This window comes from Gordonia sp. IITR100, from assembly GCF_002009645.1.
Taxonomy (GTDB): Bacteria; Actinomycetota; Actinomycetes; order Mycobacteriales; family Mycobacteriaceae; genus Gordonia; species Gordonia hongkongensis.
Window position 1 is genome coordinate 185,223 of sequence record NZ_MVKV01000008.1, and the last position, 14,653, is coordinate 199,875.

Consider the following 14,653-nt stretch of genomic DNA (forward strand, 5'->3'; position numbering starts at 1 on the left):
CACGATGGCAGACAACAACGATCCGAACCCGCGTGACCCGAATGTGAACGACGACGAACGCGACGCGGCTGACGCCCCGGTGCAGCATCCGCACCGGCGCTTCGGCGGCCGGCGCAGCCCGGTCAGCATCGGCGCCATCGGCATCCTCATCCTGATGATGCTCGGACTCAGCTCGTTCTATCTCGCCGAACTGCCGCTGCTCGGCGCGGGTGCGCGCTACACGGCGAAGTTCACCGAGGCCGCCGGCCTCAAGCCGGGCAACGAGGTCCGCGTCGCGGGCGTGAAGGTGGGCGAGGTCGACGACGTCACCCTGGACGGTGACCGCGTCAACGTGACCTTCCGGGTGGAGAACACCTGGATCGGTGACCAGACCCAGGCGACGATCCAGATCAAGACGATCCTCGGTCAGAAGTTCCTGTCGCTGAATCCGCGTGGCAGCGAGCCCGCCGATCCCGACGTCCCGCTGACCGACACGGTCGCCCCGTACGACGTCATCGAGGCGTTCTCCGGTGCGGCCGAGCAGATCGGCGAACTCGACAACGACCAGCTGGCCGAGTCGATGCGCGTGCTGTCGGACACCTTCTCGGGGACCGCGGGTACCACGGGACCGGCGCTCGACGGCATCGCCCGTCTGTCGCAGACGATCTCGAGCCGCGACCAAGAGGTGCAGCGACTGCTCGCCGCGACGAAGGACACCTCGAAGATCCTGGCCGACCGCAACGAGGAGTTCGTGCGCCTCATCGGCGGCGCCGGTCAGTTGCTCGACGAGCTGAACAACCGCCAGCGCAACATCTCGGCGTTGCTGGCCAGCACCACGAGCCTTGGTGATTCGCTCACCGGCATCGTGCGCGACAACGAGGAACAGATCGGACCGGCACTCGACGCGCTGAAGGGCGTGAACGAGCTGCTGCAGCGGCAGAACCAGAACATCCGTGACTCGATCAAGTACATGGCGCCCTTCTACCGCCTGTACGCGAACGCGCTCGGCAACGGTCGATGGTTCGAGACGTCGGTCGTGAACCTCCTGCCGCCGGCGCTGCCGCAGCAGAACACGACGCGGCCGCCGAACAAGCAGGCCATGGAGAACCAGGCCGGAACGGGGGTCGGCTGATGACCGCACCAGACCTGACCCAGAACTCGGGTCCCGGTCGATGGTTCACGCCGCGGCACATCGTGGTGCTCGTGATCGGGCTGATCCTCGCTCTCATCGTCGCGGGTGCGCTGTGGTGGGTGTTCACCTCGGTCGGCACCACCAAGATCACCGCGACCTTCAAGCGGTCGGTCGGCATCTACGAGGGCTCCGATGTCCGGGTGCTCGGGGTGGCGGTCGGCAAGGTCGACTCGGTCACGCCGGAGGGCGACACCGTCAAGGTGACGATGACCGTCGACCGCGGTGTCGAGCTGCCCGCGGATGTTCGTGCGGTGCAGATCATCCCGTCGGTCGTCGCGGACCGCTACGTCCAGCTGACCCCGGCCTACACGGGTGGGGAGAAGGCGCCGCGCGACCTCACCCTCTCCGTCGACCAGACGATGGTCCCGGTGGAGGTCGACCAGATCTACGCGAGTGTCAAGGAGCTGTCCGACGCTCTCGGACCCGACGGCGCCAACAAGACCGACGGCACCGGCCGGCAGGGTGCGGTGAGTGAACTCGTCACCACCGGCGCGGAGAACCTCGAGGGCAACGGCGAGAAGCTCGGCGCGGCCATCGAGGGATTGTCGAAGGCGTCGACGACGCTCAGCGACTCGCGCGGCAACCTCTTCGACACCGTCAAGAACCTGAACGTCTTCGTCGGCGCGCTGCGTGAGAACGACGCCCAGGTGCGGCAGTTCAACACGCAGATGGCCTCGTTCAACCAGTTCCTCGCCGGTGAGCGCGAGCAGCTCGCGGCCGCGCTGAACAAGCTGTCGATCGCTCTCGGCGACGTGGCGACCTTCCTCGCCGACAACCGTGAGCAGATCGGGGAGACGGTGAAGGACCTGCAGCCGACGACCCAGGCCCTGCTCGATCAGAAGAACAACCTCAAAGAGGTCCTGACCGTGCTGCCGATCACGGTGAACAACCTGATCAACGCCTACGACGCCGAGTCGGGCACGCTGTCGATGCGCCTGACGATCCCGGACCTGCAGGATCTGATCGGTGCCCAGTGTCGCCTGCTCGACCTCGGCAAGCTGCTGCCGGGCAACCCGGCCGCCGATCAGTTCAGCGACACCCTGCGGCCGCTGATCAGCCAGTGCGAGGAGATCGGTGAACAGATCCAGGAAGGCGTCCTCGAGCCGCTGCTGCCCGTGCTGCCCTTCGGCATCATGAGCAACAACAAGCTGCAGCGTGCGCCGGTGCCGGGCACCGTCCCGGGCAACCCGGATCCGGAGATCGGCAACCCGCCGTCGGAGCGGGCCCCGGCCTCCTCGTCGACCACCCCGCGACCCCGGGGAGGCAACTGATGAACCGCACGTCGATGCGTACGGCGATGGCCGGCGCCGCGCTGTCGCTGACCCTGCTGGTGACCGGTTGTATGTCCAACGGCATCCAGTCGATCCCGCTGCCCGGCGGCGTCAACACCGGCGACAACGCGCGCACGTACAAGATCCAGTTCGACGACGTGCTCGACCTCGTACCGCAGTCGATGGTCAAGCGCGACGGTATCCCGGTCGGGCGCGTGACCAAGGTCGAGGTGCCCAACGATCAATGGTTCGCCCAGGTCACCGTCGAGGTGCAGAACAACGTCGACCTGTCCGACGAGGCCGAGGCGAGCGTGCAGCAGACCTCGCTCCTCGGTGAGAAGTTCGTGTCGCTCACCGAACCCGACGGCAGTGCCGACGCGCCGCGCCAGAACCCGGACCAGCCGATCCCGGTGTCGCGGACACGGACCGCCACCGATATCGAACAGGTCTTGGGAGCGCTGGCGCTGCTGCTCAACGGGGGTGGTCTCAACCAGCTGCAGCCGATCGTCACCGAGCTCAACAAGGCACTCGACGGCCGGACCGACAAGGTTCGCGACCTGATCGGCGAGACCGAGGACCTGATCGCCGGCCTCAACCGTCAGCGCGACGACATCATCACCGCGATCGACGGGCTCGCAGAGCTGTCGACGCGTACCGCCGCGCAGACCGCGCAGATCGACCGCATCCTCAAGCAGTTGCCCGCGGGCGTCGAGGTGCTCGAGGAGCAGCGGCCGCAGTTCGTCGAACTGTTGACCAAGCTCGACGAGCTCGGTCAGGTCGGTACCGACGTGCTGGGCAAGTCGCGCAAGGCGCTGATCAACGACCTGAAGGCGTTGCGGCCGGTGCTGACGCAGCTCGCCGCGGCGGCTCCGGATCTGATCACCGCTGCGCCGCTGATGCTCACGCATCCGTTCCCGGACTGGTTGCTGCCGGGCGTGCGCGGTGACTCGACCAACCTGTTCATGACGCTGGACCTCCGCGTGCTCAATCAGCTCGAGGCGCTCGGTGTCGGCCAGGGGACCCCGAGGTACGTCCCGCCCGCTCGGGTGGACGTGCCGGTCGACCGGCGCAACCCGTACTACCGCGGCAACGGCCCGCGCTACGGCTGGCCGACGATCACGCTGCTCCCGCCGGCCCCGAATTCACGTCCGGGACCGAACACCCCGCCGTCGGGTGGCACCTACCCCGCCTCGTTCTCGCGGCCGGCCGATGCGGCCGGACAGATGCCGACCCCGGCGGTGCCCGGACAGGGCATCCTCGACGGTCCGCTGGCCGCCATGGGGCTCGCTCCGGCGGCGCCCGCCGGGAACCCGGCATCCGACCCGTCAGGAGGTGGACGATGATCGGCAAGCTCGTCAAGATCCAGCTGATCGTGTTCGTCGTCGTCGGCCTGGTGGCGCTGGTCTACGTGGGCGCGAAGTACGCCCGTCTGGACAAACTGGCCGGTGTCGGCATGTATACCGTCACCGCCAAGCTGCCCGACTCCGGCGGCATCTTCACCAACGCCGAGGTCACCTACCAGGGTGTGCCCGTGGGCCGCGTCGGCAAGCTGACGCTCACGCCCGACGGTGTGGACGTCGCTCTCGACATCGACTCGGGCGGGCCGGAGATCCCGGCGTCGGCGACCGCGGTCGTCGCGAACCGGTCGGCGATCGGTGAGCAGTTCGTCGATCTGCAGCCGACGTCGTCGGAGGGGCCGTACCTGAAGGGCGGCGACACGATCACCAAGTACGTGCTGCCCGAGCCGCTCGAGGACGTGGTGGCCTCGGCGATCGACTTCACCGATTCGATCCCGGTCGACGACCTGAACACGGTCATCACCGAACTCGGCAACGCGTTCAACGGCCAGGGCGAGAACCTGACCCGCCTCGTCGACTCGCTCGGCAAGCTCTCGCGGGCCGGCGTCGACAACCTGAGCGAGACAGTGGCGCTCATCCAGAACTCGAACGTCGTGCTCGACACGCAGGCCGACCAGTCCGACGCGATCCTGACCTGGTCGCGCAACCTGAACCTGGTGACCGCGACCCTCGCCTCGGCCGATCCCGACCTGCGGCGACTGCTCACCACGGGCACGTTGTCGGCGACGCAGATCTCGGAGCTGATCCAGAAGAACGGAAACGACCTGTCGAAGGTCGTGAAGGATCTCGCCGAGGTGGCCCGCACGATCGAGCCGGCGACTTACACGACGTCGACGACGTTCGCGATGCTCTCCGCGCTGTCGGCGGGCAGCCACGCACCCGCGCCGGGCGACGGCCAGATCCACTTCGGTGTCGTCCTCGAGACGAACAACCCCGCGGCCTGTACGCGCGGATACGAGAGCACCGACGCGGTGTTGGCCGAGGCTCGTCGCCAGAACCCGGACTTCGACGTCCACTACGACGACTTCGCGTTCAACACCGAGGCGAAATGTACTGTGCCGTTTGGTAATCCGACGGGTGTCCGCAGTGCCGAGCGTGCCCAGTACGCCAACCCGGCGTACCCGCAGCCGTGGGACAACACCCCCAAGAAGGATCCCGACAAGCTCAACCTCAACCCGCTCGCCCAGCAGCTCGCAGCGCTGCTCGGCGTCCGGCCGCGCTAGACCCGACCACCCGACGAGCGTCGCCGCCCCTGATCGGACCTCCCGCGGTCCGAACCTCGGCCTTGGCTTGCGCTCAGGAGCGATATATACAGTGTGTTCCCGATGACTGGCACCGCAGAACCGACAGAGAACAAGCCCGGCGGCCCCCGTCCCGCCCTGCGGCGGGCGGCGAAGTCCGCACCGTTCGCCCTGGCTGCCGTGGCGGTCGTGGTCGGCGTGGTGCTCGTCGCCGTGTTCGGTGTGCGGGCCTACAACGTCTACTTCGACGAGTACCCGGCGCAGGAGACGCGCGACGCCGCCACCCAGGCCGCCGAGCAGGCCGTCCTCAACATCACGACGATCGACCCGGCCGACGTCGACGGCTTCCGCAAGCGTGCGGAGGCGTCCCTGACCGGGAAGGCCAAGGACGAGGTGCTCGGCAGTGAGAAAGACGGTGAGGGCGGCAACGTGCTCGACATGCTCGGGACCGCCGGACCGAACACCGCCAAGCTGAGCGCGCGGCTGTTGCGCAGCGCACCGAGCGAGGTCGACGCCGACGAGCAGAAGGCCAAGGTGCTCGTCTACGTCGTGACGACGCTCGAACGCCCCGGCCAGCCCGGGATCGACGAGACACGCGGCTTCGACGTAAGCATGACCAAGGACGGCGACACCTGGAAGGCCGAGAACATCCTCGGTCTGGAGGGCATCGCCTACGCCGACGGCGGTGGCGCACCTGCCCCCGCGGCCCCGGCCCCGGCTCCGGAAGGGGGCAACTGATGGCACCGGACCGCGGTAAGAAGAAGCCCACCCCGAAGCGCCGCCCGACCCCGAAGGTCGCCGGCCGGACCTCTCCGCCCTCTGAGGTGCGAGAAGCCCCCCTGCCCCCTGAGGTGTCGGACGAAGCGACAACCCCTCTGCCCCCTGAGGTGCGAGGAGCGAAAGCCGCCGGGCCGAGCGAGCGAAGCGAGTCGAGGTCGACGAGCCACGAAGGGCCTGGTGACGGCACCGCCGAAGCCAACCCCGCCGAGGCCGACCCCATCGAGGCCGACACCGCTGGCGCCGACACCGTCGACCTGGAGAAGCCCACTCCTGCGGAGTCGACCACACCCGAGCCCACCAAACCCAAGACCAAACCGGTCGCGCGGGTCTCGACCCTGCGCCGCGGAGACACCCCGGCGCCGGCCGGATCGCCCGACAAGCCGAACCGGCCGATGGGCCGACGTCCCGGCAAGCGGGACCGGCGGGGGAGGGGTGCCTCCCGCAATCCCCTCGGCATCCGTACCGGAGTGCTGGCGGGCATCGCGGCCGTGTTGTTCGTCATCGCCGCCATCCTCGCGTTCCATCCGGGCGCCGAGATCGGGCCGAACAAGGCGTTCGTGGACCAGGAGTCGACATCGCAGCTCACCTCGCAGGCCCAGGAGCGGATCTGCGCGGTGTTCGGGTATGACCACACCGAACTCGACGAGTGGCAGCGGCGGGCGCAGGACGCGCTGACCGGGCAGGCCCGCACCGAGTTCGACGAGACGCTGAAGGCGCAGCGCGAGCTGATCACGCAGACCAAGACGGGTGCGGAGTGCCGGGTCGACGCGATCGGCGTCCGGGACCTCTCCGGCGCCGACGACGGCGCGACCGCGACCGTCATCGCGAACCTGGTGGTGAGCGAGACGCAGAACAGCATGGCCACCAACAGCGGTGCACCGCGCGCCCAGTTCGCGATGGTGCGTGAGGGCGACCAGTGGCGGATCCGGGCGGTCGAGCCCTTCTGATCGAGGTGCGTCGCCCCCTCATCACCAGGTCGGACGCCGAGTTCGACACCGACTTCGCGAAATTCGCGCGTAGCGCTTGACGTGGAGGCGATGTCGGGCCAGGCTGTGACCAGCGATCGACGTGCAGGCAGCCACCCGCGCGAAATCGCTTTCCAGACGGCTTGACAAAGTGCGTCTATTTTCTGCTACAGTTGGACGTTGCGCTGGCTGCCTCCTGTCCATCTATCGATCCTTCTTCGGCCACTCTCTAGACGTGTGTGCTGCGGTGATCGCCGATTCCAGGGTGTCACCAGCGAACGGCCCATCAAGCCACGTACTGCACATCTAGGTTGTGAATAACGTCGTGTTGGAAGGACGCATCTTGGCAGTCAACCGCCAGTCCACCTCAACAATCCCCGGCGCGCCGCATCGCGCGTCGTTTGCAAAGATCAGCGAGCCGCTGGAGGTCCCGGGCCTCCTCGACCTCCAACTCGATTCGTTCGAATGGCTCGTCGGTTCGCCGGAGTGGCGCGCGAAGGCGATCGCCCGCGGCGACGAGAACCCGACCGGTGGCCTCGAGGACATCCTCCACGAGCTGTCCCCGATCGAGGACTTCTCCGGTTCGATGTCCCTGTCGTTCTCCGAGCCGCACTTCGACGAGGTCAAGGCCTCCGTCGAGGAGTGCAAGGACAAGGACATGACCTACGCGGCGCCGCTGTTCGTCACCGCGGAGTTCATCAACAACAACACCGGCGAGATCAAGTCGCAGACCGTCTTCATGGGCGACTTCCCGATCATGACCGAGAAGGGCAGCTTCATCATCAACGGCACCGAGCGTGTCGTGGTGAGCCAGCTGGTCCGCAGCCCCGGCGTGTACTTCGACGCCTCGATCGACAAGACCACCGAGAAGACCCTGCACACCGTCAAGGTGATCCCGGGTCGCGGTGCGTGGCTCGAGTTCGACGTCGACAAGCGCGACACCGTGGGTGTGCGTATCGACCGCAAGCGCCGTCAGCCGGTCACCGTGCTGCTCAAGGCGCTGGGCTTCACCGCCGAGGAGATCACCGAGCGGTTCGGTTTCTCCGAGATCATGATGTCGACGCTGGAGAAGGACAACACCGGCAACCAGGACGAGGCGCTGCTCGAGGTCTACCGCAAGCTGCGCCCGGGTGAGCCGCCGACCAAGGAGTCCGCGGAGAACCTCCTGGAGAACCTGTTCTTCAAGGACAAGCGTTACGACCTCGCCCGCGTGGGCCGTTACAAGGTCAACAAGAAGCTGGGTCTGACCGGCAACCCGATGGTGGGCGAGTCCACGCTGACCCGCGAGGACATCATCGCGACCGTCGAGTACCTGGTGCGTCTGCACGAGGCCGACCCGCACACCACCACCTACATGACCGTCCCCGGTGGCGTCGAGGTGCCCGTCGAGGTCGACGACATCGACCACTTCGGCAACCGTCGCCTGCGTACCGTCGGCGAGCTGATCCAGAACCAGATCCGCGTGGGCCTCTCGCGTATGGAGCGTGTTGTGCGTGAGCGCATGACCACTCAGGACGTCGAGGCGATCACCCCGCAGACCCTGATCAACATCCGTCCCGTCGTGGCGGCGATCAAGGAGTTCTTCGGAACCAGCCAGCTGTCGCAGTTCATGGACCAGAACAACCCGCTGTCGGGTCTGACCCACAAGCGTCGTCTGTCGGCGCTGGGCCCGGGCGGTCTGAGCCGTGAGCGTGCCGGCCTCGAGGTGCGCGACGTGCACCCGTCGCACTACGGCCGCATGTGCCCGATCGAGACCCCTGAGGGTCCGAACATCGGTCTGATCGGTTCGCTGTCGGTGTACGCGCGGGTCAACCCGTTCGGATTCATCGAGACCCCGTACCGCAAGGTCGTCGACGGCGTCGTCTCCGATGACATCGAGTACATGACCGCCGACGAGGAGGACCGCTTCCTCATCGGTCAGGCGAACACCAACTTCGACGGCAGCGGACGCATCACCGATGAGCGTGTCCTGGTGCGCAAGAAGGGCTCCGAGGTGGAGTTCGTCGGCGCGACCGATGTCGAGTACCTCGACGTCTCGCCGCGTCAGATGGTGTCCGTCGCGACCGCGATGATCCCGTTCCTCGAGCACGACGACGCCAACCGCGCCCTGATGGGTGCGAACATGCAGCGTCAGGCCGTGCCGCTGGTGCGCAACGAGTCGCCGCTGGTCGGTACCGGCATGGAGCTGCGTGCCGCGGTCGACGCCGGTGATGTCATCGTGTCGTCGAAGACCGGTGTGGTGGAAGAGGTCTCGGCCGACTACATCACCGTCATGTCCGACGACGGCACCCGCGACACGTACCGGATGCGCAAGTTCGCGCGCTCCAACCACGGCACCTGCGCCAACCAGCGTCCGATCGTGGACGAGGGTCAGCGCGTGGAGTCCGGCCAGGTCCTCGCCGACGGCCCCTGCACCGAGAACGGTGAGATGGCGCTCGGCAAGAACCTGCTCGTGGCGATCATGCCGTGGGAGGGCCACAACTACGAGGACGCGATCATCCTGAGCCAGCGGCTCGTGGAGGAGGACGTGCTCACCTCGATCCACATCGAGGAGCACGAGATCGACGCCCGCGACACCAAGCTCGGTGCCGAGGAGATCACCCGGGACATCCCGAACGTCTCCGACGAGGTCCTCGCCGATCTCGACGAGCGCGGCATCGTGCGCATCGGTGCCGAGGTCCGCGACGGCGACATCCTGGTCGGCAAGGTCACCCCGAAGGGTGAGACCGAGCTGACCCCGGAAGAGCGTCTGCTGCGTGCCATCTTCGGTGAGAAGGCCCGTGAGGTCCGCGACACGTCGCTGAAGGTGCCGCACGGCGAGACCGGCAAGGTCATCGGCGTGCGCGTGTTCAGCCGCGAGGACGACGACGACCTGGCTCCCGGCGTCAACGAGCTGGTCCGCGTGTACGTGGCCCAGAAGCGCAAGATCCAGGACGGCGACAAGCTCGCCGGTCGTCACGGCAACAAGGGCGTCATCGGCAAGATCCTCCCGCAGGAGGACATGCCGTTCCTGCCCGACGGCACCCCCGTCGACATCATCCTCAACACCCACGGTGTGCCGCGGCGTATGAACATCGGCCAGATCCTGGAGACCCACCTCGGGTGGGTGGCCAAGGCCGGCTGGAACATCAACGTCGCCGAGGGTGTGCCGGAGTGGGCGTCGCGTCTGCCCGAGGACATGTACTCGGCCGAGCCCGACACCAACACCGCCACCCCGGTGTTCGACGGCGCCCGCGAGGAGGAGCTGACCGGACTGCTGTCCTCGACGCTGCCGAACCGCGACGGTGAGGTCATGGTCAACGGCGACGGCAAGGCGACGCTGTTCGACGGTCGTTCCGGCGAGCCGTTCCCGTACCCGGTGTCGGTCGGCTACATGTACATCATCAAGCTGCACCACCTGGTCGACGACAAGATCCACGCTCGTTCGACCGGCCCGTACTCGATGATCACCCAGCAGCCGCTGGGCGGTAAGGCGCAGTTCGGTGGTCAGCGCTTCGGTGAGATGGAGTGTTGGGCCATGCAGGCCTACGGTGCCGCGTACACGCTGCAGGAACTGCTGACCATCAAGTCGGACGATGTGGTGGGCCGCGTCAAGGTCTACGAGGCGATCGTCAAGGGCGAGAACATCCCGGAGCCGGGTATCCCCGAGTCGTTCAAGGTGCTGCTGAAGGAGCTTCAGTCGCTGTGCCTGAACGTCGAGGTGCTCAGCTCCGACGGTGCCGCCATCGAGATGCACGACACCGACGACGAGGACCTGGAGCGCGCCGCTGCCAACCTCGGCATCAACCTGTCGCGCAACGAGTCGGCCACCGTCGACGATCTCGCCAACTGATCTGACCCTCACCCGGCCGGGTTTCGCCCCGGCCACTGACAACAGAGCTCTGGAAAGGTAACAAGTGCTCGACGTCAACTTTTTCGACGAACTGAAGATCGGCCTGGCCACGGCCGACGACATCCACAACTGGTCATACGGTGAGGTCAAGAAGCCGGAGACGATCAACTACCGCACGCTCAAGCCGGAGAAGGACGGCCTGTTCTGCGAGAAGATCTTCGGCCCGACCCGCGACTGGGAGTGCTACTGCGGCAAGTACAAGCGCGTCCGCTTCAAGGGCATCATCTGTGAGCGCTGCGGCGTCGAGGTGACCAAGGCCAAGGTGCGCCGTGAGCGCATGGGCCACATCGAGCTGGCCGCCCCGGTCACGCACATCTGGTACTTCAAGGGTGTGCCGAGCCGGCTGGGCTACCTGCTCGACCTGGCGCCGAAGGATCTCGAGAAGATCATCTACTTCGCCGCCTACGTGATCACCGCGGTCGACGACGAGCTCCGTCACAACGAGCTCTCGACGCTCGAGGCCGAGATGGAGGTCGAGAAGAAGGCTGTCGCCGATCAGCGCGACGTCGACCTCAACGAGCGTCAGCAGAAGCTCGAGCAGGATCTCGCCGAGCTGGAGGCCGAGGGTGCCAAGGCCGACGTGCGCCGCAAGGTGCGCGACGGTGCCGACCGCGAGATGCGTCGTATGCGCGACGCCGCCCAGCGTGAGCTCGACGGTCTCGAGGAGATCTGGGACAAGTTCGTCAAGCTCGCCCCGGGCGACCTCATCATCGACGAGAAGCTCTACCGTCAGCTCGAAGAGCGCTACGGCGAGTACTTCCAGGGTTCGATGGGTGCCGAGGCGATCAAGAAGCTCCTGGAGACCTTCGACATCGACGCCGAGGCCGAGTCGCTGCGCGAGACCATCCGCAGCGGCAAGGGCCAGAAGAAGCTGCGCGCGCTCAAGCGGCTCAAGGTCGTCGCGGCGTTCCAGCAGTCGGGCAACTCGCCGCTGGGCATGGTCCTCGACGCCGTGCCGGTGATCCCGCCGGAGCTGCGTCCGATGGTGCAGCTCGACGGTGGCCGCTTCGCGACCTCCGACCTGAACGATCTGTACCGCCGCGTCATCAACCGCAACAACCGCCTCAAGCGACTGATCGATCTGGGTGCTCCCGAGATCATCGTCAACAACGAGAAGCGGATGCTGCAGGAGTCGGTCGACGCCCTGTTCGACAACGGTCGTCGTGGCCGTCCGGTCACCGGGCCGGGCAACCGCCCGCTGAAGTCGTTGAGCGATCTGCTCAAGGGCAAGCAGGGTCGTTTCCGTCAGAACCTGCTCGGCAAGCGCGTCGACTACTCGGGCCGTTCGGTCATCGTGGTCGGTCCGCAGCTCAAGCTGCACCAGTGCGGTCTGCCGAAGCTGATGGCTCTCGAGCTGTTCAAGCCGTTCGTGATGAAGCGTCTGGTCGACCTGAACCAGGCGCAGAACATCAAGTCGGCCAAGCGCATGGTCGAGCGTCAGCGCCCCGCGGTGTGGGACGTCCTCGAAGAGGTCATCGCCGAGCACCCGGTTCTGCTGAACCGTGCACCGACGCTGCACCGCCTCGGCATCCAGGCCTTCGAGCCGCAGCTGGTGGAGGGCAAGGCCATTCAGCTCCACCCGCTGGTGTGTGAGGCCTTCAACGCCGACTTCGACGGTGACCAGATGGCCGTGCACCTCCCGCTGTCGGCGGAGGCACAGGCCGAGGCGCGCATCCTGATGCTGTCGTCGAACAACATCCTGTCGCCGGCGTCGGGCCGTCCGCTCGCCATGCCGCGTCTGGACATGGTGACCGGTCTGTACTACCTGACCACCCTCAAGGAGGGTGCGGCGGGCGAGTACACCCCGGCGAACGGCGACGACGTCGAGCGTGGTGTCTACTCGACCCCGGCCGAGGCCATCATGGCCGTCGACCGCGGTGTGCTGACCGTGCAGTCGCGCATCAAGGTGCGTCTGACCGACCAGCGTCCGCCGGCCGACATCGAGGCCGAGCAGTTCCCCGACGGCTGGAAGTACGGCTCGCCGTGGGACATCGAGACCACGCTGGGCCGGGTGCTGTTCAACGAGCTGCTGCCGATCGAGTACCCGTTCGTCAACGAGCAGATGCCGAAGAAGCGTCAGGCCGTGATCATCAACGATCTCGCCGAGCGCTACCCGATGATCGTGGTCGCCCAGACCGTCGACAAGCTGAAGGACGTCGGCTTCTACTGGGCCACCCGTTCGGGCGTCACGGTCTCGATGGCCGACGTGCTGGTGCCGCCGCAGAAGGCGGAGATCCTCGACAAGTACGAGGAGCGGGCCGACGGTCTGGAGCGCAAGTTCCAGCGCGGTGCCCTCACCCCGGACGAGCGTCGTGACTCCCTCGTGGAGATCTGGAAGCAGGCGACCGAAGAGGTCGGCGCGGCCATGGAGGCGCACTACCCGGACGACAACCCGATCCCGATGATCGTGAAGTCGGGTGCGGCGGGCAACATGACCCAGATCCGCTCGCTGGCGGGCATGAAGGGTCTGGTGACCAACCCGAAGGGTGAGTTCATCCCGCGTCCGATCAAGTCCTCGTTCCGCGAGGGCCTGACCGTGGCCGAGTACTTCATCAACACGCACGGTGCCCGAAAGGGTCTGGCCGACACCGCGCTTCGTACCGCCGACTCGGGTTACCTGACCCGTCGTCTGGTGGACGTGTCGCAGGACGTCATCGTGCGCGAGACCGACTGTGGCACCGAGCGCGGCATCACCACGACCATCGCCGAGAAGCAGGCCGACGGCACGCTCATCCGTGACGCGCACGTCGAGACCTCGACCTACGCCCGCACGCTGGCGCAGGACGCGGTCGACGCCGACGGCAACGTCATCGTCGAACGCGGTCACGACCTGGGCGACCCGGCCATCGAGGCCCTGCTCGCCGCCGGCATCACGCAGGTGAAGGTCCGTTCGGTCCTGACCTGTGGGACCGGCACCGGTGTGTGTGCGATGTGCTACGGCCGTTCGATGGCCACCGGCAAGCTCGTCGACATCGGCGAGGCCGTCGGTATCATCGCGGCCCAGTCGATCGGTGAGCCCGGTACCCAGCTGACGATGCGTACGTTCCACCAGGGTGGCGTCGGTGACGACATCACCGGTGGTCTGCCGCGTGTCCAGGAGCTCTTCGAGGCCCGCGTCCCCAAGGGCGTCGCGCCGATCGCGGAGGTCTCCGGCCGGGTGCGCCTCGAGGACGACGACCGCTTCTACAAGATCACCCTCATCCCGGACGATGGTTCGGAAGAGGTTGTCATCGACAAGATCTCGAAGCGTCAGCGTCTGCGCGTGTTCAAGCACGACGACGGTTCCGAGCGGCTCCTCGCCGACGGTGACCACGTCGAGGTCGGCCAGCAGCTCATGGAGGGCTCGGCCAACCCGCACGAGGTGCTCCGCGTCATGGGTCCCCGTCAGGTGCAGATCCACCTGGTCAACGAGGTCCAGGAGGTCTACCGCAGCCAGGGTGTGTCGATCCACGACAAGCACATCGAGACCATCGTGCGTCAGATGCTGCGTCGCGTGACGATCATCGATCACGGTTCGACCGAGTTCCTGCCCGGTTCGCTCGTCGAGCGCGCCGAGTTCGAGGCGGCCAACCGTCAGGTCGTGACCGAGGGTGGCGAGCCCGCCGCCGGACGTCCGGTCCTGATGGGTATCACCAAGGCCTCGCTGGCGACCGAGTCGTGGCTGTCGGCGGCGTCGTTCCAGGAGACCACGCGTGTCCTGACCGACGCGGCGATCAACAGCCGCAGCGACAAGCTGATCGGTCTGAAGGAGAACGTGATCATCGGTAAGTTGATCCCGGCCGGCACCGGTATCAACCGCTACCGCAACATCCAGGTTCAGCCGACCGAGGAAGCTCGTGCCGCGGCGTACGCGGTGCCGTCCTACGACGACACCTACTACAGCCCGGACGGCACCTTCGGTGCTCCGGCCGGCGCTGCGGTGCCGCTGGACGACTACGGGTTCTCCAACGACTACCGGTAGGCGCTAGGACAAGA

The 14,653-nt window shown here is 66.8% G+C and carries 8 protein-coding genes; all 8 read left to right on the forward strand.

The genetic code is table 11. The features are described from left to right. Nucleotides 1–4: 4 nt before the first annotated feature. The 8 genes from B1818_RS13905 to B1818_RS13940 all read left to right on the forward strand — a co-directional run bounded on the left by B1818_RS13905 (nucleotide 5) and on the right by B1818_RS13940 (nucleotide 14,639). Complete coding sequence (locus B1818_RS13905; RefSeq protein WP_058253349.1) at nucleotides 5–1,111, forward strand: MCE family protein; 1,107 nt, start codon at nucleotides 5–7, stop codon at nucleotides 1,109–1,111. After that, nucleotides 1,111–2,442, forward strand: a complete 1,332-nt coding sequence (locus tag B1818_RS13910) for an MCE family protein (RefSeq protein WP_058253303.1) — start codon at nucleotides 1,111–1,113, stop codon at nucleotides 2,440–2,442. Before B1818_RS13905 ends, B1818_RS13910 begins: the two co-directional genes overlap by 1 nt. After that, nucleotides 2,442–3,785 (forward strand): MCE family protein, encoded by a 1,344-nt coding sequence (locus tag B1818_RS13915; RefSeq protein WP_058253302.1) that lies wholly within the window; start codon nucleotides 2,442–2,444, stop codon nucleotides 3,783–3,785. The genes B1818_RS13910 and B1818_RS13915 overlap by 1 nt, the downstream gene beginning before the upstream one ends. Then, a complete protein-coding gene (locus tag B1818_RS13920; protein ID WP_058253301.1) occupies nucleotides 3,782–5,023 on the forward strand; it encodes an MCE family protein in 1,242 nt (413 codons plus the stop codon). The genes B1818_RS13915 and B1818_RS13920 overlap by 4 nt, the downstream gene beginning before the upstream one ends. Before the next feature lie 102 nt (nucleotides 5,024–5,125). After that, entirely contained in the window at nucleotides 5,126–5,779 is a 654-nt protein-coding gene (locus B1818_RS13925) for a hypothetical protein (protein ID WP_058253348.1), read from the forward strand. Next, complete coding sequence (locus tag B1818_RS13930) at nucleotides 5,779–6,768, forward strand: hypothetical protein (protein WP_058253300.1); 990 nt, start codon at nucleotides 5,779–5,781, stop codon at nucleotides 6,766–6,768. Before B1818_RS13925 ends, B1818_RS13930 begins: the two co-directional genes overlap by 1 nt. Before the next feature lie 343 nt (nucleotides 6,769–7,111). Continuing rightward, a complete protein-coding gene (locus tag B1818_RS13935) occupies nucleotides 7,112–10,618 on the forward strand; it encodes a DNA-directed RNA polymerase subunit beta (RefSeq protein WP_175404366.1) in 3,507 nt (1,168 codons plus the stop codon). A gap of 64 nt (nucleotides 10,619–10,682) precedes the next feature. Then, nucleotides 10,683–14,639, forward strand: coding sequence for a DNA-directed RNA polymerase subunit beta' (locus B1818_RS13940; protein WP_058253299.1), 3,957 nt, complete (start codon nucleotides 10,683–10,685; stop codon nucleotides 14,637–14,639). Nucleotides 14,640–14,653: the final 14 nt, after the last annotated feature.